Source organism: Pediococcus damnosus, from assembly GCF_001437255.1.
GTDB lineage: Bacteria > Bacillota > Bacilli > Lactobacillales > Lactobacillaceae > Pediococcus > Pediococcus damnosus.
This window is the reverse complement of sequence record NZ_JQBD01000107.1, coordinates 1-5,158: the sequence shown is the minus strand read 5'-3', so window position 1 is coordinate 5,158 and position 5,158 is coordinate 1. Positions and strand designations below refer to the sequence as shown.

Below are 5,158 nucleotides of genomic sequence, written 5' to 3'. Positions count from 1 at the left end.
GGTAAAAGCTTAAATAAAATCTAATTAGAAGCACAACCTACTAAAACTTGACACATACCAACTAACTTTGAAATTCGTTGAATAAACGGCTCAGAATTATCATCATAATGAGAATGACTTGTTAAGGCATTTCCCAAAGAAAGATGCAAATAACCAATTTGTTTTTTAATTAATTTTTTGATAAGTGCTTCTGTATCAGACAAGCGCAATCCATCATCTTCACGTTCTTCCAAAGTAATTCGGTAACCAATGATAAATGAAGAATCCGCATATTCTGACACAACTTTTTGGACTTCATCGACAACTGCCATGGCAAACCGCAGTCTGTTTTTCAAATTGCCACCCCACTTATCAGTGCGTTGATTATAATGTGGAGATAAAAAATTTTGAATTAAGAATCCATGTGCACCATGAATTTCGACACCATCAAAACCGGCTTTAATAGCTCGTTTTGTTGCGAATCCAAAATCATGAATAACTTGTAAAATCTCTGATTCTGTTAATGCTCGTGGCGTTTGTGCGGGCGCAAAAGCTGTTTGTAATGCTGAAACTGCACTAGAACTGACGACATCATGATTAGAAATAAACTGTGGTAAGGCTTTATCACCGGCATGATTCAATTGTAAGACCGCTCTAGCACCACCCGCTTTGATTGCCGTCGCTAATTTTGTTAGACCTGGAACAAATCGATCATCATAAACCCCTAATTCATTTGCAAAACCCACGCCATTTTCTTGTACATGGCTTGAACCAGTAATCACCATTCCGGCACTTTTAGCACGAGCACCATAATACTTAATTTCTGCATCTGATACAGTCTGATCCTCATTACTAGACCAAGTTGTCATTGGTGACATGACAATATGATTTTGAAGTGTCATTTTATTATTTAAAGAGAAATTTTGTTGTAACTTTGAATTTTTTTTCATTTCTATGCCTGCTTTCTTTTTTAATCAACATAGAAAAGAATAAACCTTCCAGTCGACTGGAAGGCAAGGCCTTTATTCTAATTTTTAAAAATTCGTTCCATTTGTTTAGCATGTTGCTCATAGGTTGCGATTTTATTATCAAGAAAAGCATGCGTATCTCGCAGAGTTTGCATTTTTTGTTCTAACACGTGCTGCTGTTCAATCAAAATTTGCTTGCGTTGCCCTTCCGTTTGTTCACCTTGCTGGGCTAAGGCTGCATATTTCTTTAAAACATCAATTGATATCCCAGTCTCACGCATACATTTTGCAAAATTTACCCACTCTAAATCAATTTCATCATAATCGCGATATCCACTAGTATTACGATTTACTGGTGGAATCAAACCAACTTCCTCATAATAACGAAGCGTGGTTGGTGAAAGTTCAAATTTTTCACTCACCGTTCTAATATTCAAAATCAATTCCTCCGTTTCTTCAAAGTAAAATAAAAAAGCTAACCAAAATGTTAGCTTTAAAATTATGTTTATATCGTTATAATACAATAAACCCATGTCAAACTCTAATATTCGTGATCAATATTAGCTTAGAATCGTTAAATCTTCTAAACAGTTAGCAACTATTTTACTATATCTATTTTATTTCAATGCTAATTTTGCCTCAGCAATTTGTTTCTTAATTTGGCTAAAACCAGTTCCACCCAATGAAGTTCGTCGTTCAACCGCCGTTTTTGGATCCAAAGCTTGGTAGACATCAGTCGCAATTAATGGTGAAAGTTTCTGATAGTCGGCTAAAGAAACATCTTTTAAAAATTTGTGCTCCTTAATACATTTAAGTACTAATTCACCAACCAATTCATGAGCTTGACGGAATGGTAAGCCTTTGCTGGCTAAATAGTCCGCCAATTCAGTTGCATTTGAAAAATCATGTGTGGTTGCATAAGCCATATTTTCAGTTTTGACTGTTAACGTGGCTAACATTCCCCGAAAGACGGTTAAAGATTGTTCAACGGTATCAACCGCATCAAACATTCCCTCTTTATCTTCTTGGAAATCCTTATTGTACGCTAATGGCAAACCTTTCATCACAGTCAGCAATCCCATCAAATCACCATAAACACGTCCTGTTTTCCCCCGAATCAACTCAGCCATATCAGGATTCTTTTTTTGCGGCATGATCGAACTACCAGTTGAGTAAGTATCAGATAATTCCAAATAGTGGAACTCTTGACTATCCCACATTACAATTTCCTCGCAAAAACGAGATAGATGCATCATCAGTTGAGAACAGTTGCTAAGAAACTCCACAATAAAATCACGATCACTCACTGCATCAAGGCTATTTTTATAAACATCCGTAAACCCTAACTGAGTCGCAGTATATTCTCGATCAATTGGAAACGTGGTTCCTGCCAATGCTGCAGCTCCCAATGGCGAAATATCGGTGTGCTTAAGGTTGAACTCAAATCGATCATAATCCCGCTTGAACATTTCGTAATATGCCATTAAATAATGCCCATACGAAATTGGCTGAGCATGTTGCATATGAGTATAGCCTGGCATCAAGGTTTCAACATTATCGTCAGCCTTCGCCACAACTACTTTTTGCAATTTAACAATTAAATCCATAATAGTTTGTAAATGTTTCTTCAAATACAAGTGCATGTCCGTCGCTACTTGATCATTTCGGCTCCGCGCAGTATGCAACTTTCCAGCAACTGGCCCAATCTCCTCGGTAAGCAAACTTTCCAAATTCAAATGAATATCTTCATTTTCAATCGTAAATTTTAATTTACCAGCAGCTAGTTTTTTCTGTAATTGCTGTAAACCTACCGTAATTTGATCGGCTTCATCGTCCTTCAGAATTCCAGTATGTTTCAACATGGCTACGTGTGCTAAAGAACCTTCCAAATCTTCGGCGGCCATTTTTTGATCAAAGTTAATTGACGCCCCGAAGCTTTGGACATACTCACTAGGTTCATCTGTAAATCGGCCACCCCATAATTGATGATTTTCTGCCATATGCTACTCCTTTGCTTGATCTGTCTTGGCTTTCTCCTGCACTTGTGTATAAACCTGCGTTGGTAATCCCCAAATCTTAATGAATCCCACGGCTGCATCCTGATCAAAAGTATCAGAAGATGTGTAAGTCGCTAAATTTTTATCGTAAAGAGAATTGGATGATTTCCGCCCTTCAACAATTGCATTACCTTTGAACAGTTTTACCCGAATCGTGCCATTCACAACTTGTTGGGTAGCTTTCAAGAATGCTTTTAGCGCACTAAACAGCGGTGAGAACCACAAACCATTATAAATAGTGTTCGTTAATTCATGTTCAATAATCGGCTTAAAATGCGCTAAGTCACGTTCAAAAGTTAAATCTTCTAGAGCTTTGTGAGCCTTCATTAACACTTCAGCAGCAGGAGCTTCGTAAACTTCACGAGATTTGATCCCAACTAACCGATTTTCAATATGATCAATACGCCCAATGCCATGTTTTCCAGCAATTTTATCCAACTTGGCAATTAAATCTACCAAACTGAGTTTTTGATTATTCAGTGCAACTGGCACCCCGTGTTTAAACTCAATTTTTACGGTGCTTGCCTCATTAGGTGTATCCTCAATCGCATTCGTTAAGTCATAGGCGTCTGCTGGTGGCGTTACCCAAGGATCCTCTAAAACACCGGCTTCATTCGCGCGACCCCACAGATTTTGATCAATCGAATAAGGACTGTCCAAACCAATTGGAACCGGAATATTATTTTTCTTAGCATAGTTGATTTCTTCTTCTCGTGACCATTTCCAGTCTCGAACAGGTGCTTCAATTTTAATTTCTGGTGCTAAGGCACGAATAGCAACCTCGAAACGAACTTGATCGTTACCTTTTCCTGTACACCCATGTGCAATCGCGGTGGCACCCTCTTTTTTTGCAACTTCAACCAATTTTTTGGCAATTAAGGGACGAGATAACGCAGAGACCAAAGGATATTCACCTTCATATAAGGTATGTCCTTGCAAAGCGATTGTCACATAATCCTTGGCAAACTCATCACGACAATCTAATTGGTAAGATGCTACAGCTCCGAGTTTCAATGCCTTTTCTTTAATAAAGTTCATATCTTTGCCAACTTCGCCAACATCGATACAAGTTGCCACAACATCGTAGCCCTTATCCTTTAACCAAGAAATCGCAACCGAAGTATCTAACCCACCTGAATACGCTAAAACTATTTTTTTGTTTGCCATATAAATCACTCCTAATTAATTTTTTTAAATCTTTTTAATGAATTTATATTACACTAGCACGCTATATAATGCAATGTTTTTAAATATTTATTCATTAATTATCAATTAATTCATTATTTAATGTATATAAAATTAAACATTCGTATTAAAGCAAAAGTCACCTCAAACTATTCAGTTATGTCACTTATCTATTTGGCACCTTGTTATCCAAACCTACTTGCTTTATAGTAATTTGTTGGGCTTTTTATAAATGATTGGCAAGAATCATAGCAAACCAGACTTCTACATCACATGAAAGGAATTCCACAATGGGAAGAATTATTTTATCAGGTGTGACAGCCTACGTTTCGACAAGTATTGATTATTTAATCATTTTAATGTTAATCTTCAGCCAGACAAGATCTCGGAAGCAACGCCTGGCAGTTTATTTTGGTGATTTATTAGGCACAGGAATTTTAGTATTATCGGCAATAATTTTGGCGTTCATTTTACATCTGGTTCCGGAAACCTGGATTTTAGGATTGCTTGGGATCATTCCTGTTTTCATGGGCCTTAAGCTTTTAATCAAAGGTGAAGAAGATACCGACAAGGTCGTCCACAAAACTCTTTCAAGTCAACGCAGCTTGATGATCAACGTGGCCACAATCACAATTGCAACCTGTGGGGCAGACAATATTGGTATCTATGTCCCATTTTTTGTGACCCTTTCACCATCTGCATTAATTATCGTTTTGTTTACCTTTTTAGTTATGCTGACCCTCTTCTTTATTGCTGGCTATAGCTTGGTTAAAGTCCCAATCATCGCCGCGATCTTAGAAAAATATAGTCGTTGGATTACGGCTGCCATTTACATTTTAATCGGACTATCCATTATGGTAGAAAGTGGCACTCTAGCCAAATTTGTAGCAATATTCTAATGCAAATCGTAAAGACTAGCGTAAAATAGAAATATAAACATAAATAAGCCTTGTGGTGATAAGTCAAGTA

5 protein-coding genes are annotated in these 5,158 nt (G+C 37.3%); 1 reads left to right on the top strand and 4 read right to left on the bottom strand.

The genetic code is table 11. The features are described 5' to 3' along the window. Positions 1-20 precede the first annotated feature (20 nt). The 4 genes from IV84_RS09480 to IV84_RS09465 form a co-directional block, all read right to left on the bottom strand. Positions 21-929 carry an oxidoreductase gene (locus IV84_RS09480; protein ID WP_052694579.1) on the bottom strand — a complete coding sequence of 303 codons (909 nt, stop codon included), beginning with the start codon at positions 927-929 and terminating at the stop codon, positions 21-23. Positions 930-1,006: 77 nt separating this feature from the next. After that, positions 1,007-1,384 carry a MerR family transcriptional regulator gene (locus IV84_RS09475; RefSeq protein WP_056986552.1) on the bottom strand — a complete coding sequence of 126 codons (378 nt, stop codon included), beginning with the start codon at positions 1,382-1,384 and terminating at the stop codon, positions 1,007-1,009. A 180-nt stretch (positions 1,385-1,564) separates the two neighbouring features. Then, positions 1,565-2,947, bottom strand: a complete 1,383-nt coding sequence (gene argH, locus IV84_RS09470) for an argininosuccinate lyase (RefSeq protein ID WP_056986549.1) — start codon at positions 2,945-2,947, stop codon at positions 1,565-1,567. Between the two features lie 3 nt (positions 2,948-2,950). Continuing rightward, entirely contained in the window at positions 2,951-4,171 is a 1,221-nt protein-coding gene (locus IV84_RS09465; RefSeq protein ID WP_046872528.1) for an argininosuccinate synthase, read from the bottom strand. Between the two features lie 308 nt (positions 4,172-4,479). Here IV84_RS09465 and IV84_RS09460 point away from each other — a divergent pair, with 308 nt between their 5' ends. Continuing rightward, positions 4,480-5,088, top strand: coding sequence for a cadmium resistance transporter (locus IV84_RS09460; protein ID WP_046872529.1), 609 nt, complete (start codon positions 4,480-4,482; stop codon positions 5,086-5,088). Positions 5,089-5,158 lie beyond the last annotated feature (70 nt).

Excerpts from the sequence above, each read along its gene's own strand:
- IV84_RS09480 (WP_052694579.1), bottom strand. The coding sequence starts at position 929 with ATGAAAAAAAATTCAAAGTTACAACAAAATTTCTCTTTAAATAATAAA.
- argH (WP_056986549.1), bottom strand. The coding sequence starts at position 2,947 with ATGGCAGAAAATCATCAATTATGGGGTGGCCGATTTACAGATGAACCT.
- IV84_RS09465 (WP_046872528.1), bottom strand. The coding sequence starts at position 4,171 with ATGGCAAACAAAAAAATAGTTTTAGCGTATTCAGGTGGGTTAGATACT.
- IV84_RS09460 (WP_046872529.1), top strand. The coding sequence starts at position 4,480 with ATGGGAAGAATTATTTTATCAGGTGTGACAGCCTACGTTTCGACAAGT.